Raw genomic sequence first — 22165 nt, forward strand, 5'->3', positions numbered from 1 at the left:
CTATCGTCCACCCATGACTTCCTCCCTCCGCCTCGGTTGGCGCACCCTCTGGCGCGATCTGCGCGCTGGCGAGCTGCGGCTTCTCATCGTTGCCGTGCTGCTCGCGGTGGCCGCGCTCACGGCTGTCGGCTTCTTCGCCGACCGGCTCAAGGGCGGTCTGCAGCGCGATGCGCGGCAGCTGCTCGGCGGCGACGCGGTGCTGGCCAGCGACAACCCGACACCGGCGTCCTTCGTCGAGCGCGCCAAGTCGCTCGGCCTGGCGACGAGCTCGACCTACGGCTTCCCGACGATGGCCCGTGCGTCCGACGCGCAGGGCGGCGCCAGCAAGCTGGTGTCGCTGAAGGCGGTGACGACTGGCTATCCGCTGCGTGGCAGCGTGCAGGTCGCGACGACGAGCGACGGCCCCGGCCAGGCCACGCGGGACGTGCCGGCGCCGGGCGAGACCTGGGTCGATGCCTCGCTGCTCGAGTCCCTGGGCCTGAAGGTCGGCGACACGCTGTTGCTGGGCGACACCAGCCTGCGCGTGTCGCGCGTGATCACGCTGGAGCCGGATCGGGGCGGCGGCTTCGCGAGCTTCTCGCCGCGGGTCATGCTCAACCAGGCCGACGTGGCGCGCACCGGGCTCGTGCAGCCGGCCAGCCGCGTCAACTACCGCTTCGCCGTGGCCGGCAACGAGCGCGCGGTCAAGACCTTCAGCGACTGGGCCGACGAGGTGCTGAAGAAGGGCGAACTGCGCGGTGCGCGGCTCGAGTCCTTCGAGAGCGGCCGGCCGGAGATGCGCCAGACGCTCGATCGGGCCGAGAAATTCCTCAACCTGGTGGCATTGCTCGCGGCGCTGCTGAGCGCGGTGGCGGTGGCGCTGGCGGCGCGCGGCTTCGCGGCCAGCCACCTCGACGATTGCGCGATGTTGCGCGTGCTGGGCCAGAGCCAGCGCACCATCGCCGGCGCCTACGCCTTCGAGTTCTTCATCGTCGGGCTGGTGGCGAGCGGGCTGGGCGTGGCCATCGGCTTCGGCGTGCACTACGTCTTCGTGCTGCTGCTGGCCGGCCTGGTCGAAACCGCGCTGCCCGCGCCGACGCTGTGGCCGGTGGCCTTCGGGCTCGGCATGGGGCTGGTGCTGCTCTTTACGTTCGGGCTGCCGCCGGTGCTGCAGCTGGCGCGCGTGCCGCCGCTGCGCGTGATCCGGCGCGATGTCGGCGGGCTCAAGCCGGCGTCGATCGCGGTGCTGGGCATCGGCGCGCTGGGCTTCGTCGCGATGCTGCTGGCGGCCAGCAGCGACTTGAAGCTGGGCCTGATCGCGGTCGGCGGCTTCGCCGGTGCGGTGGCGGTGTTCGCGTCGCTGAGCTGGGTCGCGGTGAAGGTGCTGCGCCGCAGCGTCAACGAGACGACGGCGCCGCGCTGGCTGGTGCTGGCCACGCGGCAGATCTCGGCGCGGCCGGTGTACGCGGTGGTGCAGGTCAGCGCGCTGGCGGTCGGCCTGCTGGCGCTGGTGCTGCTGGTGCTGCTGCGCACCGACCTGGTGTCGAGCTGGCGCCGCGCAACGCCGCCCGACGCCCCCAACCGTTTCGTCATCAACGTGATGCCCGACCAGAGCGAGGCCTTCCAGAAGTCGCTGCGCGACGGCGGCGTCGCCAAGTTCGACTGGTACCCGATGATCCGCGGCCGCCTGGTCGCCATCAACGACAAGCCGGTCTCGCCCGACGACTACGCCGACGACCGCGCCAAGCGCCTGGTCGACCGCGAGTTCAACCTCAGCAACAGCGCCGAGGCACCACCGCACAACGGCATCACCGCCGGCGCCTGGAAGCCCAACGCGCCGGGCGAGGTGAGCGTGGAAGACGGCCTGGCCGAGACGCTGGGTTTGAAGCTCGGCGACCGCGTGCGCTTCGACATCGGCGGCATTCAGAACGACGCGCGCATCACCTCGCTGCGCAAGGTCGACTGGGGTTCGCTGCACGCCAACTTCTTCGTGATGTACACGGTGGCCGAGCTGCCCGACGTGCCGGTGACCTACATGGGCGCCTTCCGCGCGCCCGAGACCAAGGGCTTCGACAACGCGCTGGTGCGCGCCTACCCGAACGTGACCAACGTCGACATGAGCGCGACCATCGGCCAGGTGCAGCGGGTGCTCGACCAGGTGATCCGCGCGGTGGAGTTCCTGTTCGGCTTCACGCTGGCGGCCGGCCTGGTGGTGCTGTTCGCGGCGGTCACGGCGACGCGGGAGGAACGCGCCCGCGAGTTCGCGGTGATGCGTGCGGTGGGTGCGCGTGCGTCGCTGCTGCGGCAGGTGCAGCGCGCCGAGCTGGCGGGCGTCGGGCTGCTGGCGGGCTTCCTGGCGAGCATCGCCGCCTCGGCCATCGGCTGGGCCTTGGCGCGCTACGTGTTCGACTTCACCTGGACGGCGTCGCTGTGGGTGCCGGTCGCGGGTGCGCTGGCCGGCGCAGTGCTGGCGCTGGCGGCGGGCTGGTGGGGGTTGCGCGAAGTGCTGCGGCGGCCGGTGGTCGCGACGCTGCGGCAGGCTGCCGAATAGGCGCTGTGTTCGGCGCCGGCGGGCGCTTCACGCCGCCGGCTTGCGGTCCTTGAAGGTCCACCACGGCAGCAGCGCGCGCAGCGACTGCACCTGGCCGCCGGCGACGCTCTCGTAGCCGGGCAGGGTGCCCAGCAGGTGCTGCCACTGGGCGCCGCGCAGGACCGTCAGCAGCGCCTGCGTGGCCGGCTGCTGCAGCGCTTCCTTCAGGCAGGCGAGGTGGTAGCGCTCCTGAACCAGCGGCACGAAGCCCAGGCCGGCCTCGCGGGCCGCCGATTCCAGGCCCAGGCCGGCGTCGGCTTCGCCCGAGGCGACCGCATGGGCCACGGCCGCATGGGACGGCTCGTTGCGCGCATAGCCATCGAGCGTGTCCGGCGACAGCGCGGCGGCGGCGAGCAGTTCGTCGAGCAGCAGCCGCGTGCCGGTGCCGATGGCACGGTTCACATAGCGGGCGCGGCGCTGCACCACGTCGCCGAGCGTCCGCAGGTTGAGCGGATTGCCGGCCGCCACGATCAGCCCCTGCGTGCGCCGCGCGAAGCCGATCAGCTTGTGTAGCCCCGGCTTGAGCAGCGGCTGGTAGGTGCGCTGCGCGAGCGAGCCGCGCGCCGGCTGCTCCAGCGTGTGGAAGCCGGCCATGACGCAGCGGCCCTGGTTCAGCGCGCGGATCGCATCGACGCTGCCGGTGAACTGGATGTCGAGCTGCAGCCGCGCGCCGGCGGCCTGGGTGCGCAACAGCGCCAGCGCATCGTCGTGACTGGCCTGCAGGCTCAGCACGTGGGTGCGCGGATCGAAGGCGACTGCGAAGGCGCGTTCGAGCTCGGCATGCAGCGCCTCGATCTGCGGTGCCAGCCGGGCCTGCGCCTGGCGCTCGGCCCACAGCAGCTTGTCGCCGAACTCCGAGAGGTGCGCACGCTGGCCCTGTTCGCTCACCACCAGCGCGTGGCCCAGCGTCTCTTCCCAGCGCTTGAGCTCGCCCCAGACATGGCGGTACGACAGGTCGACCGCGCGCGCCGCCGCCGAGATCGAGCCGTGGTCGCGCACCGCCTGCAGCAGCGTCATCAACGGGTTGCGCACCATGGCGCGGCCGCTGCGACGCGGGGCGATGGCGTAGGAGAGTTCGATGGCGTGCACGAAGAAATGGGAGGAGGGGCGGGTGTCGGCCCGCGGCGCGATTATGCGCATCCACCTATGCAACGCCGTGCATAGGTCGGTGGTGGGTGCGACCCGATACTCGCCCGCACCCACGATGAACACATTCACCGACAGCGTCACCGCCGCTGCGCACCTGATCGCGTCCACCGATCCGGTGCTGCTCGCCATCGTCGGCCGTTCGCTGGGCGTCAGCGCGAGTGCCTGCATGCTGGCCTGCGGCTTCGGCCTGCTGCTCGGCGCCTGGCTCGCCGTGGCGCGTTTCAAGGGCCGCGCGGTGGTGCTGGCGGTGCTCAACACCTTCCTGGCGTTGCCCTCGGTGGTGGTGGGCCTCGTCATCTACCTGCTGCTGTCGCGCTCGGGGCCGCTCGGCTTCCTGGGCTGGCTGTTTTCGTTCAAGGCCATGGTGCTCGCGCAGACGGTGCTGGTGCTGCCGATGGTCACCGCGTTGACGCGCCAGGTCATCGAAGACGCCGACCGCGGGCACGGCGAGCAGCTGCGTTCGCTCGGCGCCCGGCCGCTGGTGCGTGCGCTGCTGCTGGCGGCCGACGAGCGCTATGCGCTGGTCACGGTGCTCATCGCCGCCTTCGGCCGCGCGGTGTCGGAGGTCGGCGCGGTGATGGTGGTGGGCGGCAACATCGATGGCTTCACCCGCGTGATGACCACCGCGATCGCGCTGGAGACCAGCAAGGGCGACCTGCCGCTGGCGGTGGCGCTGGGCATCGTGCTGCTGCTGGTGGTGCTGGTGCTGAACCTCGCCATCGCGGCGCTGCGCACCTGGCGCGAACGGGTCGACGGCGGCGTGGTCGAGGCGCTGCGCAAAGGGCAGATGGCATGAGCGTCGCACAGCCTTCCGAAACGCTGTTCGCGCTGCACGACGTCGAGGTGCGCTTCGGCCGCGTCTGCGCGCTGCAGGGTGTGGCGCTGACCATCGATGCCGGCGAACGCGTGGCGCTGGTGGGCGCCAACGGCAGCGGCAAGAGCACCTTGCTGCGGCTGCTGCACGGGCTGGTGCCGCATGCATCGGGCGCGCTGTTGCGCCGGGCGCCGCAGCCTCGCCAGGCCATGCTGTTCCAGCGGCCACACATGCTGCGCGCCAGCGTCCTGAGCAACGTCGCGCTGGCGCTGTGGCTGCGCGGCCGGGGGTGGCGTGTCGCGCGGGAGGCGGCGCGCGAGGCGCTGGCCCGTGTCGGCTTGTCGGACCTGGCCACGCGCAATGCGCGCACGCTCTCGGGCGGGCAGCAGCAGCGACTCGCGCTGGCGCGCGCCTGGGCACTGCACCCCGAGATGCTGCTGCTCGACGAGCCGACCGCCAGCCTCGACCCGAACGCCAAGCGCGAGGTCGAGGCGCTGATCGCCGAGGCGGCCGAGGGCCGCACGCTGGTCTTTGCCAGCCACAACCTCGGGCAGGTCAAGCGGCTCGCCACGCGGGTCGTCTACCTGGAGCACGGCCGCGTCATGGCCGACCTGCCGGTGCACGATTTCTTTCACGGGCCGTTGCCCGAAGCGGCCCATCTGTTCGTCAAAGGAGAGCTCGCGTGAGCTTGAAATTCCGGAACCGCGCGCTGCGCCCGGTCGTCACCGCCTTGGCCTGGGCTTTCGTCGCACTCGGCACCGTCGCACAGGCCGGCACCCTCACCATGGCCTCGACCACCTCGACCGAGCAGTCGGGCCTGTTCTCGCATCTGCTCCCGGCCTTCAAGCAGGCGACCGGCGTCGATACCAAGGTGGTGGCCGTGGGCACCGGCCAGGCCATCGACATGGCCCGGCGCGGCGACGCCGACGTGCTCTTCGTGCACGACACCGCGGCCGAAGAGAAGTTCGTTGCCGACGGCTTCGCGGCCCGGCGCCATCCGGTCATGTACAACGACTTCGTGCTGATCGGACCGAAGAACGATCCGGTGGGCGTGAAGGGTGGCGACATCGCCGCGGCGCTGAAGAAGATCGCGGGCATCAACGCCCCCTTCGTCTCGCGTGGCGACAAGAGCGGCACCGATGCCGCCGAGCGCCGCCTCTGGACGCAGACCGGCGTGGCCGATGCCGGCCAGCCGGTGCCGAACGAGCGCAAGGGCGCCGGCTACAGGGAATGCGGCTGCGGCATGGGCCCGGCGCTGAACATCGCGGCGTCGAGTGGCAGCTATGTGCTGGCCGACCGCGGCACCTGGCTGAGCTTCAAGAACCGGGCCGACCTGGCGGTGGTGGTCGAGGGCGACAAGCGGCTCTTCAACCAATACGGCGTGATGGTGGTGAGCCCGACCAAATTCCCGAACCTCAACAGCACCGACGCGCAGAAGTTCGTCGACTGGGTGACGTCGCCGGCCGGCCAGTCGACCATCGCGAGCTACAAGATCGGCGGCGAGCAGCTATTCTTCCCCAACGCGAAGTAAGGGATGGGGCACCCGCCGACAATTGCCCCATGCAGATTCAAGACAAGCCCCCCGTCGACACGCCCTTCGAGTGGATCGGCGGCGAGCCCGCCGTGCAGGCGCTGGTCGACCGCTTCTACGACCTGATGGACCTGGAGCCGGCGTACGCGCGTCTTCGCGCGGTGCACGGCAACACGCTCGACAACGCGCGCCAGCGCCTCTTCTGGTTTCTCTGCGGCTGGCTCGGCGGCCCGCAGCACTACACCGATCGCTTCGGCCACCCGATGCTGCGCGCGCGCCATCTGCCGCAGAGCATCGGCGGCCACACGATCGGGATCGCCGAGCGCGACCAGTGGCTGGCCTGCATGGACCAGGCGATGGGTGAGACCGGCGTCGACGAGGCGCTGCGTGCGCGGCTGCGCGATTCCTTCTTCAAGACGGCGGATTGGATGCGGCATTGACCCGCCGCCGGCTCGGCAGTACGAAGGCCGATTGCAGCGTCCTGTAGGCAAACGGCCCGCGATTGTTTCAGTTTTGTGAATAGCGTGGTTCATTTCGGCAAGGGTTTTCACCTAGATGTCGGCGCACAATTCATCCATCAGAGCAGCAGACACCACAAGTTGAAGACGCTGTTCTGGGTGAGCTAGGCACCGAGCGGTGGCCGCCACGAAGGCGGTGCCCCCGATACCGGTTCGAAATCATCCAACCTATTGAAAGAAACGAAATGAAGACCTCGAAGATCATCGCCGCAGCAACCCTGTCCCTCCTGGCCGCCGTGGGCGCCCAAGCCGAAACGTACGACGGCGTGCTGACCGTGAACTCGGTCGCCAGCCGCGCCGACGTCGATGCGCAAGCTCGCGCCACGGCCCGTGCAGGCGACGTGTTTTCGGAAGCTTCGTTCGCCGGTGTGACCCCTGCGCTGACGGCCAGCGCCGACCGCGCCACGGTGCGCAACCAGGCCGTGCAGACCGCACGCCAAGGCAACATCTACGGTGAAGTCGCTTCGGCCGGCGTGCTGTCCGTCGGCGGCAGCCAGATCGACCGCGCTGCGGTTCGTGCCGATGCACGCAACGCGACCCGTACCAACGCGCTGTAATTGCCGCGCCGGCTTGCCGGCATCAGGAAAAGCCCGCCACCGGAAGGTCGCGGGCTTTTTCTTTGGGCAACGTGGCCCGTGTGGCTTAGCGCTTGACCGGCGCCAGCAGCACCACCAGCGCGCCCGCCCCGCCTTCGGCCGGCTTCGCTTGCACGAAGGCCAGCACCTCGTTCTTCTGGATCAGCCAGCGCTGGGTCTTGGTCTTGAGCACCGGCTGCTTGCCGGGCGACCCCAGGCCCTTGCCGTGCACCACGCGCACGCAGCGCACGCCCTGCTTGTGCGCGCTGCGGATGAAGGCGCCCAGCGCCTCGCGCGCTTCGTCGCTGCGCAGACCGTGCAGGTCGACCTGTTTCTGGATCGTCCATTCGCCCGCGCGCAGCTTGCGTGTCACGTCGGTGCCGATGCCGGGGCGGCGGAAGCTCATGGCGTCGTCGACGTCGAGCAGGGTGGTCACATCGAACTCGTCGGACAGCGATTCGCGCAGCACGCGCTGCTCGTCCAACTGATGCTGCACCGGGATCGGCGCCGGCGGCTCTGGCGCCAGCGGCACCGCGGCGTTGCGCTTGGGCAGCGGCTGGGTCGCGCCGATGGCGCGAGCGAAGAGGTTCTGCTCGGCCTGTCGCTTCTTCTCGGCCACGGCGCGGGCCGCCGCCGCGGTCGCCTCGCGTTGCCGCGTCTCGGCCAGGGCGCGCTGCACCTGCTGCAGGTCGGCGAGGCTTTTCAGGGGCGGGGTGGAACGGGGCATGGCTGGAACATCTCGGATTCGCCGTCGCGCGTGCGTGGCCCTCATCCAGACCACAGGTTAACCCGCCGGCAGGATGCGCTCGTCAGAGCAGCCCGCGGGCTGCCATGGACAGGGTCTGTCCGCGGCCGACCACCACATGGTCGAGCACCCGCACATCGACCAGCGCCAGTGCCGCCTTGAGCGTCTGCGTGAGCAGTTCGTCGGCGCGTGACGGCTCGACGCCGCCGCTCGGATGGTTGTGCGCCAGCACCACCGCTGCGGCATGGTGGTGCAGGGCGCGCACCACCACTTCGCGCGGGTACACGCTGGTCTGGCTGAGTGTGCCGCGGAAGAGTTCCTCCATCGCGATCAGCCGGTGCTGCGCATCGAGGAAGAGGGCGGCAAAGACCTCGTGCGGCCGGGCCGCCAGGTGCAGCTGCAGGTAGTCGCCGACCGCATCGGGCGAGTCGAACACCGTGCGTTCGCGCAGCCGCTCGGCGAGGGCGCGCCGCGCCAGTTCGAGCACCGCGGTGATCTCGGCGCGTTTGGCGGGTCCGCCCAGGCCCTTGATGCGTGCGAGGTCGTCCAGCCCCGCATGCAGCAGGCCGGCGATGCCGCCGAAGCTGTCGAGCAGTTCCTGCGCCAGCTGCAGCACGTTCTTGCCGGCCATGCCGGTGCGCAGCAGCAGCGCGAGCAGTTCGGCATCGCCCAATGCGGCGGCGCCGCGTGCGATCAGCTTCTCGCGCGGCCTGGCTTCTGCCGGCAGATCCTTGAAAGACATGGCGCAGACGGGGCTTGTGCCCCACTCCCTAAAATGGCGGATTCAGTGTACCGGGGCCTTCGCGGCCGATCCCACCTTGTCCTCGCCCACCATTCACGCCGTTGTCACCGCTGGCTCTTTTCTCACGCTGCACTACCGGCTGGCCGGGCCCGCGGGCGACATCATCAACACCTTCGCCGACAAGCCGGCCACGCTGTCGCTGGGCACCGGCGAACTCTCGCCGGCCATGGAGCAAAAGCTGATGGGCCTGGAAGAGGGCACGCATGCCACCTTCGAGCTGGCTGCCGGCGAAGCCTTCGGCGAACGCAATGCCGAAATGCAGCAGTGGGTCGCGCGCACGCTGCTGGCGAAGATGGGCGACCCCGACGAGCGCTATGCCGTCGGCGACGTGGTGCAGTTCCCGACGCCCGACGGCAGCGGCAGCTATGCCGGCGCGGTCATCGCGTCGAGCGACACCGCGGTGCAGTTCGACTTCAACCACCCGCTGGCCGGCCAGCCCGTCACCTTCGAAGTGCGGCTGATCGGCGTGCTGTGACCGGCCCGATGGAAAAGGAAATCCTGCTCGCCGAGCCGCGCGGCTTTTGTGCGGGCGTGGACCGCGCCATCGAGATCGTCGAGCGCGCCATCGCCAAGTTCGGCGCGCCGATCTACGTGCGCCACGAGATCGTGCACAACACCTACGTGGTGAACGAGCTCAAGGCCAAGGGCGCGATCTTCATCGAGGACCTGGCCGACGTGCCACCGGGCTCGACGCTCGTCTTCAGCGCACATGGCGTGAGCAAGGCGGTGGAGGCCGAGGCGCACGCGCGCGGCTTCGACGTGTTCGACGCGACCTGCCCGCTGGTCACCAAGGTGCACGTCGAGGTCGCCAAGCTCGCGAAAGAGGGCTACGAATTCATCATGATCGGCCACAAGGGCCATCCCGAGGTCGAGGGCACGATGGGGCAGCTGTCCAGCGGCATCCATCTGGTGGAAGACGTGGCCGACGTGGCCACCGTGCAGCCCGGCCAGACCGACAAGCTCGCCGTCGTGACCCAGACAACGCTGTCGGTCGACGACGCCGCCGAGATCGCCGCCGCCGTGCGCGCCCGCTTCCCGAAGGTGCGCGAGCCCAAGCAGCAGGACATCTGCTACGCCACCCAGAACCGCCAGGACGCGGTGAAGATCATGAGCCCGCAGGTCGACATCGTGATCGTGGTCGGCAGCCCCACCAGCTCGAACAGCAACCGCCTGCGCGAACTCGCGCAGCGTCTGGGCACCGAAAGCTACATGGTCGATTCGGCCGATGAACTCAAGCCCGAGTGGTTCGAGGGCAAGACGCGCGTCGGACTCACCGCAGGCGCCTCGGCGCCCGAAGTGCTGGTGCGCGAGGTGATCGACCGGGTGAAGGCGCTCGGCGCGGTGTCGGTCCGCAAGATGGACGGCATCGAGGAAACGCTGAAGTTCCCGCTGCCCAAGGGCCTGAAGCTCGACCACATTCCCGCACCCGGACACATCTCTTGAATCTGAACGACATCGACTGGCGCGCCGACATCGAGCGCGCTGCCCAACGCCTGGCCGCACACCGCGGCGCCTACCTGCGGGAGACACCGCTGTGGAAGCTCTCGCCCGACGCCTTCGGGCTGTCGGCGGCAGAAGGCGTCGAGGTCTGGCTCAAGCTCGAGCACCTGCAGATCGCCGGCAGCTTCAAGGCGCGCGGCATGATGAACCGGCTGCTGGCCCACGACATCCCGGCCGCGGGTGTGGTGGTGGCGTCGGGTGGCAACGCCGGGATCGCGACAGCCGCCGCGGCACGTGCGCTCGGTGTGCGCTGCGAGGTCTTCCTGCCCGGCGTGTCGCCCGAGGCCAAGCGGGCGCGGCTGCGCGCGCTGGGTGCCGAGGTCACGGTGGTGGGCGAGGCCTATGCCGATGCGCTCGCCGCCTGCCTGGCGCGCCAGCGCGAGAGCGGCGCGCTGTTGACGCATGCCTACGACCAGCCCGAGGTGGTGGCCGGTGCCGGCACGCTCGGTCGCGAGATCGAGGCGCAGGGCGGCCTGCCGAATTCAGTGCTGGTGAGCGTGGGCGGCGGCGGGCTGATCGGTGGCTTGGCGGCCTGGTTCGGTACGCGCAGCCGCGTGGTCGCGCTCGAGCCCGAGCGTGCGCCGACGCTGTTCCGCGCCCGCGAAGCCGGCGAGCCGGTGGACGTCGAGGTCGGCGGCGTGGCCGCGGATTCACTCGGCGCAAAGCGCATCGGCGAGCACGCCTGGGCCATCACGCAGCGCGAGGTGCGCGACGCGCTGCTGCTGTCCGACGACGCGATCCGCGCGGCGCAGGTGTGGCTCTGGAAAGAGATGAAGCTGGCCGTCGAACCGGCGGCGGCGCTGCCGCTGGCGGCGCTCCAGACGGGTGCCTACGTGCCGCGCGCAGGCGAGAAGGTCTGCCTCATCGTCTGCGGCGCGAACGTCGACCCGGCCACACTGGCCTGAGCGCGCGGTGGGTTCGCGGCGCCCACCTAAAATCGCCCGATGCTCGATATCACCATGCTGCGCAAGGACCTGGCCTCGGCCGTGGCCCGCCTCGAAACGCGCAAGAAGAACCAGCCCTACCTCAACGTCCATGCCTTCACGGCGCTGGAGGCCGAGCGCAAGACGCTGCAGATCCGCACCGAGGAGCTGCAGGCCCGGCGCAACACGCTGAACAAGCAGATCGGGCCGCTGAAGGCCAAGGGCGAACCGATCGATGCGCTGATGACCGAGGTCAATGCCCTCAAGGCCGAGCAGGAATCGCAAGCAGGCCGGCTCGAGGCCATCCAGCCCGAACTGCAGGCCCTGCTGCTGGCCGTGCCCAACCTGCCGCACGAGAGCGTGCCGGTGGGCGAGGACGAGAGCGGCAATGTCGAGGTGCGCCGCTGGAGCCCGCAGGGCGGTGCCGGTGCCGACGCTACGCCGCTGGCCTTCGCGCCCAAGGACCATGTCGACCTCGGCGCGCCACTGGGCCTGGACTTCGAGATGGGTGCCAAGCTCGCCGGCTCACGCTTCAGCGTGCTGAAGGGCTCGATCGCCCGCCTGCACCGGGCGCTGGCTCAATTCATGATCGACACGCAAACCGAGCGCCACGGCTACACCGAGTGCTATGTGCCCTACATCGTCAACGCCGACTCGATGCGCGGCACCGGCCAGCTGCCGAAGTTCGAAGGCGACCTCTTCGCCGCGAAGAAAGGCGGCCAGGACGGCGAGCCGGTGCCCGACAATCAGGCGCTCTACCTGATCCCGACCAGCGAGGTGCCGCTGACCAACTTCGTGCGCGACGAGGTGGTGGCCGAATCGCAGTTGCCGATGAAGCTCACCGCGCATTCGCCGTGCTTCCGGTCGGAAGCCGGCAGCGCCGGGCGCGATACCCGCGGCATGATCCGCCAGCACCAGTTCGACAAGGTCGAGATGGTGCAGATCACGCATCCCGAGAAGAGCTACGAAGCGCTCGAAGCCATGACCACCCACGCCGAGGCCGTGCTGCAGGCGCTGGAGCTGCCGTACCGCGTGGTGCTGCTGTGCACCGGCGACATGGGCTTCGGCGCCAGCAAGACCTACGACCTGGAGGTGTGGCTGCCCGCGCAGAACACCTACCGCGAGATCAGCTCCGTTTCGAACTGCGAGGCCTTCCAGGCGCGCCGACTGCAGGCGCGCTTCAAGAATGCACAGGGCAAGAACGAGCTGGTGCACACGCTCAACGGCTCCGGCCTGGCGGTCGGCCGCACGCTGGTGGCGGTGCTGGAGAACCACCAGAACGAGGACGGTTCGATCCGTGTGCCGGCGGCACTGCGCCCCTACCTTGGCGGCCTCGACACGTTGCGCGCCTGAGACGTTTGGCGCTTGGGCTGCCGAATTCTGCTGCTAGAATCGAAGGCTCGACAGACACCGGAGAGGTGGCAGAGTGGTCGAATGTACCTGACTCGAAATCAGGCGTACGGAAACGTACCGAGGGTTCGAATCCCTCCCTCTCCTCCAGAAATGGATTCTCGACGGGCCGCAACCGGCCACGATCGAGCGCTAAAGCCCCGCCAGACGGGGCTTTTTTGTGCGCGTTTGCCCGCCGCTGCCGTTTGCCCGCCGATGCCTTTTCCTCTCGCACTCTCTCACCGAAAGTCCGAATGCATCTTTTTCTCGGGTAAAGGGTCTTGATGCATTTCCAGACTCGGTTCAGTGAACGACAAGGTAACTGAATGGCTGTGTCGGTTTTCTCTCCAAGGGAAAGATGGTGTGACTTGCAGCTTGGCCGGTCGGTGATGTCCAGCTTAGTTGGCAATGAATTGATCGAGCGTGCCGCCTGCGGCCAACGCCTCTTTCAACCAGCGCGGCTTGGGGCCAAATCCAGTCCATGAGTTTCCGCTTTGGTCGCGATAGTGCTGTGCCGTGCGCTTGGGCGCTGCTTTAGTCGTTTTCATGGCTCTCGTTGATTGGGCCCGGACATTGGCTGGCGACGAGGTGGCGAAGTCTTCGAGTGACTTGCCGGCCGCAAGCGCATCACGCAGCCAACGGGGGCGCGGACCTCGGCCGGACCATTCCTTGCCCTGACCGTCGGCGTACTTCGCCGTGCCGGCGTCCTTGGACACAGAGCGCGTGTCTGACTTCACCGCTTTCCGGGAAGTCGATTGGCTGGTACCGAAACCCAATTGTTCGGGAGTCAGGCCGTAGTGTGCGATCGCGACCTTGATGCGCTCGATCACGCCCGCGACCTCTTTGGTCTTGAGTTTCTCGGCCTGCCGCTGAAGCGCCTCGATTTGTCGCTGGATTTGCTGGTAATTCTGTGTCATGTGCGAAGTCCTTGATATTCGAAGATAGGGGGACTTTAACTGTTGATGAGTCTCGTCAGTCCTCTTCCTATTTCTATTGCCATCGTGGGCCAGCGACTGAGTCTGTTGTGCGAAGCGGCCGAGTTGTCGCATTGGCCGCCCACTGCCCGTCACGGACCGCTCCGCGCCGAGTGGGTTGGGCCGGCACAACACCGCGGCCCGGCGCTGGGGGGGCAGCCCCTAGAATCGCGGCCAAGCTAGCCCTTCGGAGGGGGCAATTCCAAGGTCCGCAGACAGAGGGTGTTGAGCCATGAAGGGTAATTCGTCGTTCGTGGGTCTCGGCAACTCGTCGTTTGCGAGTCTGACGCCAGCCCCCGCCACGGCGGACGAGGCCGAACCCTGGGTTCGGGGGGAACTGATCCGCAGCCTGATGCGTGCGGCGCGGGGCTCCTACCTGCTGGCCGCTGCGCTCATGCCCGCCATGATTGGCCTGAGCTGGGGCCATGTGCCGCGCTGGCAACTCTTCGTCTGGCTGGCCATCGGCATTGCGGCTACCGGCTGCCGTGTCTGGGGGGAACGGATCTATGTGCGCGACTATGCCGACAAGGATTCGGCCTCGCAGCAGGAATTCGTCGACCGCTACCGGTTCCTGTGGGGCACCAGCGCCTTCGCCTGGGGCCTGTCGATCCTGATCTTTTTCGAGCGCACGCCGCTGGTCAACCAGTTCATGAGCTGGCTCCTCGTGGCCGGCGCCGCCACCTTCCCGCTCAACGGCCTGGCGCTCTATCCGCCCCTGCTGCGCCGCTACGTCAATGTGCTCTTCGTCACCATGATGACGGCCGTGGCCTTCCGCGTGGTCGAACTCAACTTTCAGCGGCCGCACTTTCACTACGGCTTCCTGATGCTGCCGATCCTGCACTGGTGGCTGCTGCTGCGTGCCGGCCGCCGCATCCACGAGACGGCACGCAACAGCTTCGAACTGCTGTTCCACAACCACATCCTGATCAATTCGCTGACGCAGCAGCGCCAGGCCGCCGTGTCGGCCGTCGCCATGAAGAACCGCTTCCTGGCGAGTGCGGCGCACGACATGCGCCAACCGGTGCTGGCGCTCTCGCTCTATGCCGACTGGCTGCGCAACGAGCCGGAACTGGTCCAGGAGATCGCACCGAAGATCGTCCGCGCGACGCATGCGGTGAACGCGCTGTTCGATTCGCTGTTCGACCTGGCGCGCATCGACTCGGGGCAGGTCCGGCTGCACATCGAGCGTGTCGACGTGGCGCAGCTGCTGCACGACCTGGAGCTGCAGTACCGGCCGGTGGCCGAGGCCAAGGGCCTGCGCTTTCGGGTCCACATCAGCCGCGGCACCGTGCTCACCGACCCGATCCGGGTGCGCCGGATGATCGGCAACCTGCTGGCCAATGCCATCAAGTACACCGTGGAGGGCGGCATCCTGCTGGCCTCGCGCCAGACCAAGGAGGGGCTGCGGGTGGAGGTGTGGGACACCGGCATCGGCATCGCCCGGGAGCACCTGCGCGACGTGTTCCTGGAGTTCTACAAGGTGGCCGACCATGCCGGCACGTCCGATGGCTTCGGCCTGGGCCTGGCCATCGTGGCGCGCCTGTCGCACGCCCTGGGGCATCCGGTGAGCGTGCGCTCTCGCCTGGGGCGCGGCAGCGTGTTCCGCGTGGCGCTCAACGACGCCGACGAGTCGCAGGCGCAAACCCGCATCTCCGGCGCCGTCGGCTGAGAACGGGCGAGGCGCCCGGTCGGACGCCAGCCGCTCGCGGCCGGCGCCTCACCGGCCTCACATCGAGCTGGAGGACGACAGCAGGCCGTGGTTGCGCGCGTGGTGCAGCGCCTGCGTGCGGCTCTTGACCCCGAGCCGGCGAAACAGGCGCCAAAGGTGCACCTTGACGGTGTGCTCGCTGATCTCCAGCTCGGTCGCGATGTCGCGGTTGCTCATGCCCTTGTCGAGCATGGCGATGAGCTGGGTCTGGCGCTTCGACAGCTTGCCGCTGTTGGCGGCAGCCACCGGCTCCTCGACGTCGGCGTCGGCCATCAGCAGCCCGCGCAGCACCGCCGTGAGTTCGGCCGAGCTGGCCGACTTCTCGATGTAGGTGTCGGCGCCGGCCTCGATGCAGGCCTCTTCCATGTCGGCGGCCGGCGAGGCGGAATACACCGCGATCGGCACGTCCGGGTAGATCTGCTTGACCGCGATCACGCCCGAGCAACCGGTGGTGTCGGGCAGTTTCAGGTCGAGACAGAACAGGTCGGGCATCCCATGCTGCTTGACGGCACTGGTCAGCTTGTCCAGCCGTTCCAGTTCGACAATGTTCTCCGCGGGCCGCAGGCGCCGCAGCACCATCACGATGGCGTCGCGCATCAAGGGATGATCGTCGATGACGTAAATGCTCATGGTCTGCTTTCTCTTCTGTGATCGCCCGGCCCGTATGGTTGGACCTGGGCGAGATTCCGCCCCTTAGTTACCACTGGCCTCGTGGGCCAGTGCCTCCAATGCGTACGTCGCGGCACGCATGCTCTCATTGTCTGCGGGTTCGAGCTGTTCGGCGAGTGCCGAAAGCGCGGCGCCGCCTTCCTGCTGGAGTCGCCCGATGGCGCGGCCGGCATCCTGCGGCGAGACGAAGGCGCGGCTTTGCAGCAGCAGTTCGCCCTGGGCGTCGAGCAGCTTGAAGTAGAAGCGGCCGTCGGCCTCGCGGTATTGCTTGAAGCTCGGCCGCGCCACCTTGGCCGACTTGCGCGCGGGTGCAGCCGTCGGCGCCTCGAGGCGGCGCAGGCCGACTGCCTGGCGCAGTCGGCCGATGAAGGGCTGCGACAGCGCTCGGGCCTTTTCGGCGCCGGCCAGCAGGATGCGCTCGATCTGCGCCGGGTCGTCGATCAGGGCTTCGTAGTGGGCCCGCATCGGACCGACCTCGCGGTCGATGCGCTCGAACACCCGCTGCTTGGCGTCGCCCCAGGCGATGCCCTCGGCATAGGCGCGGCGCAGCGCCGCGGTTTCCTCGGCGTCGGCGAAGGCCTGGTAGATCTGGAACAGCGCCGAGCCCTCGGTGTCCTTCGGTTCGCCAGGGGCCTTCGAATCGGTCACGATGCCGCCGATCAGCTTCTGGAGCTGGGCGCGCGGCGCAAAGAGCGGGATCGTGTTGTCGTAGCTCTTGCTCATCTTGCGGCCGTCGAGGCCGGGCAGGGTGGCGACGGCATCGTCGATCTCGGCCTCGGGCAGGGTGAAGTGCTCGCCGTACAGGTGGTTGAAGCGCTGCGCCATGTCGCGCGCCATCTCGATGTGCTGCACCTGGTCGCGGCCGACCGGCACCTTGTGCGCGTTGAACATCAGGATGTCGGCACCCATCAGCACCGGGTACATGAAGAGGCCGGCGTTCACGTCGGCGTCCGGGTCCTCGCCCTTGGCGACGTTCTTGTCGACCGACGCCTTGTAGGCGTGGGCGCGGTTGAGCAGGCCCTTGCCGGTGACGCAGGTCAGGAACCAGGTGAGTTCGGGGATCTCGGGGATGTCCGACTGGCGGTAGAAGGTGACGCGCTCCGGGTCGAGGCCACAGGCCAGCCAGGTGGCCGCGATTTCCAGCGTCGAGCGTTGGATGCGGACCGGGTCGTCGACCTTGATCAGCGCGTGGTAGTCGGCCAGGAAATAGAAGCTCTGAACGTCGGCGCGGCGGCTGAAGCGCACCGAATGGCGCACCGAACCCACGTAGTTGCCCAGGTGCGGCGTTCCGCTGGTCGTGATGCCGGTGAGAAAGCGGGTCGGGGAAGGCGAAGTCATGGCAAACAGGAAACTGGCAAAAGGCGATCGCAAGCGCAGCCGCCGCGAAATCGTTCCATTGTGTCAGACGCCTCCGTCGCCTCGCCGGCGTTCACAAGCCCAGCACCGCGATCGGACCCCGGCCCAGGCGCACCACCACCGGCTCGTCGCCGTCGCCCATCGGCGTGAGGTCGACGACGGTGGTCGGCTCCGACGCGCAGGCGCCGGCGTCGATCACGCCGCCGATCAGCTTCTCGAAGCGCTGCCGAATCTCCTGCGCGTCGTTGAGCGGCTCCGTCTCGCCGGGTGGTATCAGGGTGGTCGCCAGCAGCGGCGCGCCGTGCAGCGCCAGCAGTTCCGACAGCACCTTGTGGTCGGGCACCCGCAGGCCGATGGTCTTGCGCTGCGGATGGCTCACCCGCCGCGGCACTTCCTTGGTGGCTTCGAGCAGGAAGGTGTAGGGCCCGGGCGTCGCCGCCTTGAGCAGCCGGTACTGCTTGTTGTCGACCTTGGCGTAGTTGGCCAGCTCGCTCAGGTCGCGGCACAGCAGCGTCAGGTGGTGCTTGTCGTCGACCTGGCGGATGCGGCGCAGCCGGTCGACCGCGTCCTTGTCGTCGAGGTGGCAGGCCAGCGCGTAGCTGGAATCGGTCGGCACCGCGACGACTTCGCCGCGCTCGAGCAGCGCCACGGCCTGCTTCAGCAGCCGCTGCTGGGGGTTGTCGGGATGGACTTCGAAATATTGGGCCATGCGGTCATCCTTCTGCGGGTTCGATAGGGACACGGCGCTCGCGCACCGTCAGCCAGGCGCCGGCCGCGCCGCAGGCGGCGATCATGCCCATGCCGACCAGCGAGACGACGTCGGGCACTTGCGCGAACATGAGCCAGCCGCCCAGCATGGCGAAGGCGATCTGGGCGTAGAGGTAGGGCGTCAGCGTGGAGGCCGGCGCCCGCTGGAAGGCCAGGATGAGCATGAAGTGCCCCACGGTGCCCATCAGGCCCATGAGACACAGCAGCGCCCACCACTGCCACGAGGGGAGGCTCTGCCACACGAAGGGCAGCGCCACCGACGCCAGCAGGGTGCCGGCCCAGCCGGTGTAGAAGTGCATCGTCAGCGGATTCTCGGTCTGCGCCAGCTTGCTGGTCAGCACCTGGAACCAGGCGTTCGTCACCACCAGGCCAAATGGCAGCAGCATCGCCCAGCTGAAGGCGCCGCCGCCCGGCCGCAGGATCACCAGCGTGCCGGCGAAGCCCCCGGCCACCAGCGCCCAACGCAGCGGCGACACCTGCTCCTTGAGCACGGTGGCGGCCAGCAGCGTCACGGCCAGGGGTGCGATGAGCACGATCGAGGTGAACTCGGCCAACGGCATGTAGCGCAGGCTGAAGAAGGCGAAGACGCTGGTGACGAGCAGCAGCGCGCCGCGCAGCGCGTGGTAGCGGGGGTGGGCGGTGCGCAGCAGCGCCGTGCCGTGGCGCGGCAGCAGCACCAGCGAGGTGGCCACTGCCTGGAAGGCATAGCGGAACCACACGCCCATCAGGATCGGCACCGTGGTCACCGAAATTTTGGTAGCGGTGTCGAGTGTCGAGAAGCAGGCGACCGCCAGCACCACCAGCCCGATGCCTGCCAGGATGCGTTCGGACTCGCGGTCGCGCGTGCCTGCTGGCGCGTCGCTCACTGGAAGCGGTCTTCGAGCAGTTCCCAGACCGGTGTCAGGGTGCCCGGCAGCCAGGGCAGCTTGCCCAGGTCGACATGGCTCTCGTCGGGGCTGTGGAAGTCGCTGCCGCGCGATGCGGCGAAGCCGTATTCCAGCGCCTTGTCGGCGTATTCGACGTACTCGGCCGGGGCATGGCTGCCTGTCACGACCTCGATGGCCCGGCCGCCGTGGGCCTGGAATTCGGTGAAGAGCGCATGCTCCTCGTTGGCGCTGAAGTTGTAGCGTCCGGGATGCGCCACCACCGCGATGCCGCCGCCGGCGGTGATCCAGTGCACCGCATCCTTCAGCGTGGCCCAGCGGTGTGGCACATAGCCCGGCTTGCCTTCGGTCAGGTACTTGCGGAACACCTCCGAGGTGTCGCGGCAGACGCCGCTCTCGACCAGGAAGCGGGCGAAGTGGGTGCGCGAGATCAGTTCCGGGTTGCCGACGAACCTGAGGGCGCCCTCGTAGGCGCCGGGGATGCCGACCCGTGCCAGGCCGGCCGACATCTCCTGCGCCCTCGCACCGCGGCCGCCGCGGGTGGCTTGCAGGCCCGCCCGCATGCCGGGGTCGTCGGGGTCGAAGCCCAGGCCGACGATATGCACCGTCTCGCCGGCGAAGGTCACGGAGATCTCGCAGCCGGTGAGGTAACGCATGCCGTGGGCCTTGGCCGCGGCCATGGCGCGGTGCTGGCCGCCGACCTCGTCGTGGTCGGTGAGCGCCCACAACTCGACGCCGTTGGCCGCCGCGCGTTCGGCCAGCGCCTCGGGCGTGAGCGTGCCGTCGGAGACCACGGAATGGCAGTGCAGGTCGGCATTGAGGATGGAAGGCACGGACCGATTTTAGGCGCTCGCCCGCGCGGCGTCGGGATGCCGGGGCGACAACCCCATCGTTATCGATGGTCTGATCAAAGCGCGTTCAGATGTGACAAACGGCGATCAATGTCAACTGCCATGAAACGCAATTTGAGCTGCGGCCAGTAACTGGGTAGGCTCCGGCGTCAAATCTTGCGCTTGCAGCTCGGGGTGAACGAACCTGAGGCCTGTTTGGAGCGATGAGAAAAAGCCGCGCGCAGAGCGTGACCGGCGACAAGAAAATTACAGGGGGATTGAAACCATGACAACAGCGATTGTTGGCGCCACCGTGCGTCGTAGTTTGAGTGCGGGTGGCCGGCGCAAGCGACTTGCCGATGGGTTGGGGCGATTGCTGGTCGCCTTTGCACTGTCGCTGCTTTTCGCCCCGGCTGGGTACGCAGCGCTGGAGCCGGTGAGTGCGAAGTACTATTACGCCTTCGGTACCGGCTTCGCCATTCCCGCAGCGATCAACATTGACTACGACAGTGCGCAAGCGGCGTGCCAAGCTATTCAACCTGCCTTGGAGGCGCACGAACGCTACGCCTTCAACAGCCCGGATGCACAGGCTGTGCTGACGAATGTCTTCGGCGTACATTGCAATTTCAAGATTTCAATGAAGAGTGGCTATAACGGCCCGTATGACGTTACGCTCGGCTATCGGAACGTATCGTGCCCGGCCAATGCCGATGTCTCATCCGATGCCAACGCTGGCAATGCCCCTGTATGTCGATGCGCAATGAGCTTTGCCGAAGCCGGCAATTCCTGCATTGGCGGGAGCGACAACGTTGCCGCAGCTGAGCCGGCTCCAACGATACCCGCCATTACTGCGGGGAGCGCCATTGCAGGCATGTGCACCCGCAACCCGATCCTTCCTGCGTCCGGAGTCAAATACCGTCACGAAACAGACTGGAGTGACGGGGGGGCAAGCGCCTTGAGCTTCGCGCGTATCTATCGAAGCACTTGGGTCGCGGGCGCCGAGCCTAAATCTGGCCTGGGCGCTTCCTGGACCCATGACCACGCGCTGCGTTTGGACGTCCGTGCGAGTGCAAATCCACCTGTCGTGCTTGTCGTCAGTCCGGAAGGGGGCCTTCAGCAGTTTACTTTCGCGTCAGGGGCAGGGTGGAAATCCAGTACGGGCGCTGACAGCCTGACTGCCATTGCCAGTGGTTGGTCGTTTCGACGTGCGGATGAAGATCGCACTTTTGTTTTTGACTCAGATGGCAAGCTGCGCTCCCTCACCGAGCGCAATGGTTGGGCGAATACCTATGGCTACAACACGTTCGGCCAATTGGGTTCAATCACCAATCCCTTTGGCCGGACGCTCACTCTCGCATATAACCCCAAGGGACAGTTGAGCACCGCCACCACGTCGGACGCGCGTGTCATCCGCTATGCCTACGATAGTGCCGACCGACTGTCTTCGGTGACCTATCCTGACGGCAAGGTCCGGAATTTTGTTTATGAGAATACGGCGTTTCCTCAAGCCCTGACGGGCATCTTTGATGAAACCAGCGCCCGTTGGGCCACCTTCGCGTATGACAGCGCGGGTCGCGCCGTCAGCTCTGCGCTTGCCGGCTCCGTGGACAGCTACAAAGTGAGCTATCCCGATCCAAATAGGGCTGCTGTTCAGGATCCACGGGGCACGAACCGTTGGTATAGCTATAGCACCGTGGCCGGAAAGCTGGCCGTCACCGCAGGCACTCTGCCTTCCGGAGAAGGAAAAGCCGACGCCGCCAGCCGCGTGCAGGACGCCAACGGCCTGATCACCAGCGAGACCGACTTCAATGGCGTGCAGACCACGACGACCTGGGACACCGCACGCCGCCTGCCGCTCACCGTGACACGCGCCGCCGGAACCCCCGAAGCCCAGACCACCACCACCCAGTGGCACGCCACCTGGGCACTGCCGGTGCTCATCACCGAAGCCGGCCGCACCACCGCGACCACCTACGACACCCAGGGCCGCCCCCTCACGCGGACCGTCACCCACACCGCTGCCGGCAACAAGACCCAGACCACCAGCTGGACCTACAACCCAGCGGGCCTGGCCGCCACCGAGACCGCACCGAACGGCGCGGCAACCAGCTACACCTACGACGCGGCCGGCAACGTCCTGAGCGCCACCAACGCCCTCGGCCACGTCACCAGCTACACCTACGACAGCGCCAACCGCCTGCTCAGCCAGACCGCCCCCAACGGCCTGGTCACCACCTACACCTGGGATGCCCGCGACCGCCTGCTTACCCAGACCGTCGGCGGCCAACAGAGCACCACGCTGACCACCACGCTGAGCTACACCCCCTTCGGCGCCATCGCGACCCTCACGCTGCCCACCGGCCTGAGCTTGAGTTACAGCTACGACGCAGCCCACCGCCTGACCGGCTGGAGCAACAACCGCGGCGAGAGCGGCAGCTTCACCCTCGACGCCATGGGCAAC

At 68.0% G+C, this 22165-nt stretch carries 21 protein-coding genes and 1 tRNA gene; 13 read left to right on the forward strand and 9 right to left on the reverse strand.

What is annotated here, in order from left to right; translation table 11 throughout:
• The first annotated feature begins 13 nt into the window (after nucleotides 1-13).
• On the forward strand, nucleotides 14-2530 hold the full coding sequence (locus tag ACSFBE_RS02955) for an ABC transporter permease (RefSeq protein WP_435488856.1): 2517 nt from the start codon (nucleotides 14-16) through the stop codon (nucleotides 2528-2530).
• Between the two features lie 27 nt (nucleotides 2531-2557).
• Here the strand turns inward: ACSFBE_RS02955 and ACSFBE_RS02960 are convergent, their stop codons facing one another.
• Nucleotides 2558-3658 carry a substrate-binding domain-containing protein gene (locus ACSFBE_RS02960; RefSeq protein ID WP_435488908.1) on the reverse strand — a complete coding sequence of 367 codons (1101 nt, stop codon included), beginning with the start codon at nucleotides 3656-3658 and terminating at the stop codon, nucleotides 2558-2560.
• A gap of 115 nt (nucleotides 3659-3773) precedes the next feature.
• Here ACSFBE_RS02960 and ACSFBE_RS02965 point away from each other — a divergent pair, with 115 nt between their 5' ends.
• From ACSFBE_RS02965 to ACSFBE_RS02985, 5 genes are all read left to right on the forward strand, one after another.
• On the forward strand, nucleotides 3774-4514 hold the full coding sequence (locus tag ACSFBE_RS02965) for an ABC transporter permease (RefSeq protein ID WP_435488857.1): 741 nt from the start codon (nucleotides 3774-3776) through the stop codon (nucleotides 4512-4514).
• Entirely contained in the window at nucleotides 4511-5218 is a 708-nt protein-coding gene (locus tag ACSFBE_RS02970; protein WP_435488858.1) for an ATP-binding cassette domain-containing protein, read from the forward strand. Before ACSFBE_RS02965 ends, ACSFBE_RS02970 begins: the two co-directional genes overlap by 4 nt.
• On the forward strand, nucleotides 5215-6063 hold the full coding sequence (locus ACSFBE_RS02975; RefSeq protein WP_435488859.1) for an ABC transporter substrate-binding protein: 849 nt from the start codon (nucleotides 5215-5217) through the stop codon (nucleotides 6061-6063). The genes ACSFBE_RS02970 and ACSFBE_RS02975 overlap by 4 nt, the downstream gene beginning before the upstream one ends.
• Before the next feature lie 29 nt (nucleotides 6064-6092).
• Complete coding sequence (locus ACSFBE_RS02980; RefSeq protein WP_435488860.1) at nucleotides 6093-6503, forward strand: group II truncated hemoglobin; 411 nt, start codon at nucleotides 6093-6095, stop codon at nucleotides 6501-6503.
• Between the two features lie 263 nt (nucleotides 6504-6766).
• Nucleotides 6767-7138, forward strand: coding sequence for a helicase SNF2 (locus tag ACSFBE_RS02985; RefSeq protein WP_435488861.1), 372 nt, complete (start codon nucleotides 6767-6769; stop codon nucleotides 7136-7138).
• Between the two features lie 85 nt (nucleotides 7139-7223).
• Here ACSFBE_RS02985 and ACSFBE_RS02990 read toward each other — a convergent pair whose 3' ends face one another.
• Nucleotides 7224-7883: a Smr/MutS family protein gene (locus ACSFBE_RS02990; protein ID WP_435488862.1), complete on the reverse strand. Its 660-nt coding sequence runs from the start codon at nucleotides 7881-7883 to the stop codon at nucleotides 7224-7226.
• 82 nt (nucleotides 7884-7965) lie between these two features.
• On the reverse strand, nucleotides 7966-8643 hold the full coding sequence (gene radC / locus ACSFBE_RS02995) for a RadC family protein (RefSeq protein ID WP_435488863.1): 678 nt from the start codon (nucleotides 8641-8643) through the stop codon (nucleotides 7966-7968).
• A gap of 91 nt (nucleotides 8644-8734) precedes the next feature.
• Here radC and ACSFBE_RS03000 point away from each other — a divergent pair, with 91 nt between their 5' ends.
• From ACSFBE_RS03000 to ACSFBE_RS03020, 5 genes are all read left to right on the forward strand, one after another.
• Nucleotides 8735-9178: an FKBP-type peptidyl-prolyl cis-trans isomerase gene (locus ACSFBE_RS03000; protein ID WP_435488909.1), complete on the forward strand. Its 444-nt coding sequence runs from the start codon at nucleotides 8735-8737 to the stop codon at nucleotides 9176-9178.
• An 8-nt stretch (nucleotides 9179-9186) separates the two neighbouring features.
• Nucleotides 9187-10146 (forward strand): 4-hydroxy-3-methylbut-2-enyl diphosphate reductase, encoded by a 960-nt coding sequence (ispH, locus tag ACSFBE_RS03005; RefSeq protein ID WP_435488864.1) that lies wholly within the window; start codon nucleotides 9187-9189, stop codon nucleotides 10144-10146.
• Nucleotides 10143-11108 carry a threonine/serine dehydratase gene (locus ACSFBE_RS03010; RefSeq protein ID WP_435488865.1) on the forward strand — a complete coding sequence of 322 codons (966 nt, stop codon included), beginning with the start codon at nucleotides 10143-10145 and terminating at the stop codon, nucleotides 11106-11108. The genes ispH and ACSFBE_RS03010 overlap by 4 nt, the downstream gene beginning before the upstream one ends.
• 39 nt (nucleotides 11109-11147) lie before the next feature.
• On the forward strand, nucleotides 11148-12479 hold the full coding sequence (gene serS / locus ACSFBE_RS03015) for a serine--tRNA ligase (protein WP_435488866.1): 1332 nt from the start codon (nucleotides 11148-11150) through the stop codon (nucleotides 12477-12479).
• 59 nt (nucleotides 12480-12538) lie between these two features.
• Nucleotides 12539-12626 (forward strand) — tRNA-Ser (locus ACSFBE_RS03020).
• Between the two features lie 287 nt (nucleotides 12627-12913).
• Here the strand turns inward: ACSFBE_RS03020 and ACSFBE_RS03025 are convergent.
• A complete protein-coding gene (locus ACSFBE_RS03025; RefSeq protein WP_435488867.1) occupies nucleotides 12914-13432 on the reverse strand; it encodes an H-NS family nucleoid-associated regulatory protein in 519 nt (172 codons plus the stop codon).
• A 289-nt stretch (nucleotides 13433-13721) separates the two neighbouring features.
• Here ACSFBE_RS03025 and shkS point away from each other — a divergent pair, with 289 nt between their 5' ends.
• On the forward strand, nucleotides 13722-15158 hold the full coding sequence (gene shkS / locus ACSFBE_RS03030; protein WP_435488868.1) for a surface-behavior sensor histidine kinase ShkS: 1437 nt from the start codon (nucleotides 13722-13724) through the stop codon (nucleotides 15156-15158).
• A 57-nt stretch (nucleotides 15159-15215) separates the two neighbouring features.
• On the opposite strand, the gene ACSFBE_RS03035 is transcribed toward shkS, so the two are convergent.
• The 5 genes from ACSFBE_RS03035 to ACSFBE_RS03055 form a co-directional block, all read right to left on the reverse strand.
• Entirely contained in the window at nucleotides 15216-15827 is a 612-nt protein-coding gene (locus ACSFBE_RS03035; RefSeq protein WP_435488869.1) for a response regulator transcription factor, read from the reverse strand.
• 63 nt (nucleotides 15828-15890) lie between these two features.
• Nucleotides 15891-17204, reverse strand: coding sequence for a tryptophan--tRNA ligase (locus ACSFBE_RS03040; protein ID WP_435488870.1), 1314 nt, complete (start codon nucleotides 17202-17204; stop codon nucleotides 15891-15893).
• Nucleotides 17205-17295: 91 nt separating this feature from the next.
• On the reverse strand, nucleotides 17296-17931 hold the full coding sequence (locus ACSFBE_RS03045; protein WP_435488871.1) for an L-threonylcarbamoyladenylate synthase: 636 nt from the start codon (nucleotides 17929-17931) through the stop codon (nucleotides 17296-17298).
• A gap of 4 nt (nucleotides 17932-17935) precedes the next feature.
• Nucleotides 17936-18856: a DMT family transporter gene (locus tag ACSFBE_RS03050; RefSeq protein WP_435488872.1), complete on the reverse strand. Its 921-nt coding sequence runs from the start codon at nucleotides 18854-18856 to the stop codon at nucleotides 17936-17938.
• Nucleotides 18853-19707 (reverse strand): 3',5'-nucleoside bisphosphate phosphatase, encoded by an 855-nt coding sequence (locus tag ACSFBE_RS03055; RefSeq protein ID WP_435488873.1) that lies wholly within the window; start codon nucleotides 19705-19707, stop codon nucleotides 18853-18855. Before ACSFBE_RS03055 ends, ACSFBE_RS03050 begins: the two co-directional genes overlap by 4 nt.
• A 283-nt stretch (nucleotides 19708-19990) precedes the next feature.
• On the opposite strand from ACSFBE_RS03055, the gene ACSFBE_RS03060 reads away from it, so the two are divergent.
• Nucleotides 19991-22165 (forward strand): DUF6531 domain-containing protein (locus ACSFBE_RS03060; RefSeq protein WP_435488874.1); only part of this gene is annotated, 2175 nt, incomplete at its 3' end.

Source organism: Variovorax sucrosi (assembly GCF_051216635.1).
In the GTDB taxonomy this organism is placed as follows: Bacteria; Pseudomonadota; Gammaproteobacteria; order Burkholderiales; family Burkholderiaceae_C; genus Variovorax.

Excerpts from the sequence above, each read along its gene's own strand:
- ACSFBE_RS02980 (WP_435488860.1), top strand. The coding sequence starts at position 6,093 with ATGCAGATTCAAGACAAGCCCCCCGTCGACACGCCCTTCGAGTGGATC.
- ACSFBE_RS03035 (WP_435488869.1), bottom strand. The coding sequence starts at position 15,827 with ATGAGCATTTACGTCATCGACGATCATCCCTTGATGCGCGACGCCATC.
- ACSFBE_RS02955 (WP_435488856.1), top strand. The coding sequence starts at position 14 with ATGACTTCCTCCCTCCGCCTCGGTTGGCGCACCCTCTGGCGCGATCTG.
- ACSFBE_RS03040 (WP_435488870.1), bottom strand. The coding sequence starts at position 17,204 with ATGACTTCGCCTTCCCCGACCCGCTTTCTCACCGGCATCACGACCAGC.
- ispH (WP_435488864.1), top strand. The coding sequence starts at position 9,187 with ATGGAAAAGGAAATCCTGCTCGCCGAGCCGCGCGGCTTTTGTGCGGGC.
- radC (WP_435488863.1), bottom strand. The coding sequence starts at position 8,643 with ATGTCTTTCAAGGATCTGCCGGCAGAAGCCAGGCCGCGCGAGAAGCTG.
- ACSFBE_RS03045 (WP_435488871.1), bottom strand. The coding sequence starts at position 17,931 with ATGGCCCAATATTTCGAAGTCCATCCCGACAACCCCCAGCAGCGGCTG.
- ACSFBE_RS02990 (WP_435488862.1), bottom strand. The coding sequence starts at position 7,883 with ATGCCCCGTTCCACCCCGCCCCTGAAAAGCCTCGCCGACCTGCAGCAG.
- serS (WP_435488866.1), top strand. The coding sequence starts at position 11,148 with ATGCTCGATATCACCATGCTGCGCAAGGACCTGGCCTCGGCCGTGGCC.
- shkS (WP_435488868.1), top strand. The coding sequence starts at position 13,722 with ATGAAGGGTAATTCGTCGTTCGTGGGTCTCGGCAACTCGTCGTTTGCG.
- ACSFBE_RS03025 (WP_435488867.1), bottom strand. The coding sequence starts at position 13,432 with ATGACACAGAATTACCAGCAAATCCAGCGACAAATCGAGGCGCTTCAG.
- ACSFBE_RS02970 (WP_435488858.1), top strand. The coding sequence starts at position 4,511 with ATGAGCGTCGCACAGCCTTCCGAAACGCTGTTCGCGCTGCACGACGTC.
- ACSFBE_RS02965 (WP_435488857.1), top strand. The coding sequence starts at position 3,774 with ATGAACACATTCACCGACAGCGTCACCGCCGCTGCGCACCTGATCGCG.
- ACSFBE_RS02985 (WP_435488861.1), top strand. The coding sequence starts at position 6,767 with ATGAAGACCTCGAAGATCATCGCCGCAGCAACCCTGTCCCTCCTGGCC.